Source organism: Modestobacter sp. SYSU DS0290 (assembly GCF_054050955.1).
The window spans coordinates 1-852 of record NZ_JBJHAI010000049.1 but is presented as its reverse complement, the minus strand read 5'-3'; the positions used below and the strand labels follow the sequence as shown (position 1 = coordinate 852).

1 protein-coding gene and 1 rRNA gene are annotated in these 852 nt (G+C 75.5%); both read right to left on the bottom strand.

Annotated features, from left to right (window positions below; all coding sequences use genetic code 11):
- Nucleotides 1-222: hypothetical protein (locus tag ACI795_RS19440; protein WP_457077307.1), on the bottom strand; the 222-nt coding region annotated here is incomplete at its 3' end.
- 511 nt (nucleotides 223-733) lie between these two features.
- Nucleotides 734-850 (bottom strand): 5S ribosomal RNA (gene rrf / locus ACI795_RS19435).
- Nucleotides 851-852 lie beyond the last annotated feature (2 nt).

Below are 852 nucleotides of genomic sequence, written 5' to 3'. Positions count from 1 at the left end.
CGCGCTGCGGACGGTCACCGGCCGGGCGACGGTCCTGCCACGAGGGCCGGTCACCGCCACCACGCTGCGGACGGTCCCCACCACCGCGCTGCGGACGGTCACCGGCCGGGCGACGGTCCTGCCACGACGGACGGTCCCCGCCACCACGCTGCGGACGGTCCCCACCACCGCGCTGCGGACGGTCACCCGCTGGACGGCGGTCCTGCCACGAGGGGCGGTCACCGCCACCACGCTGCGGACGGTCCCCCGCCGGGCCACGGTCCTGCCACGAGGGCCGGTCACCGCCACCACGCTGCGGACGGTCCCCCGCCGGGCCACGGTCCTGCCACGACGGACGGTCCCCGCCACCGCGCTGCGGACGGTCACCGCCACCGCGCTGCGGACGGTCACTGGCCGGCCCGCCCGTTCGGGCCCCACGGTGACCGGCGGGCCGGCCCCGGTCCCCAGCGCCGCCCTGTCGCGGTCCGCCGGTGCGCCCGCTGCCACCGCTCCCACCACGGCCACCGCCGCCGGCGGAAGCGCCTCGCCCTCGGTCAGAACCTTCGGGCCCGCGTCGCGGAGAAGTCATGGTGTCTACGTACCTCACTGGGAATCGGCGCACGCCTGAGCGCCGCCGGGACGGATCGCGGTTACCCGGCCACACCGTGGCCCTGGCCCGCGCGCGCAGAGGAGGCCCTGAACGCACGAAACGGGGGCCGGAGCAGATGCTCCGACCCCCGTTCGTTGAAAGATTGTCCGGCGGCGTCCTACTCTCCCACCCGGTCCCCCGGGCAGTACCATCGGCGCTGAAAGGCTTAGCTTCCGGGTTCGGAATGAGACCGGGCGTTTCCCTTTCGCCATGACCGCCGTAAC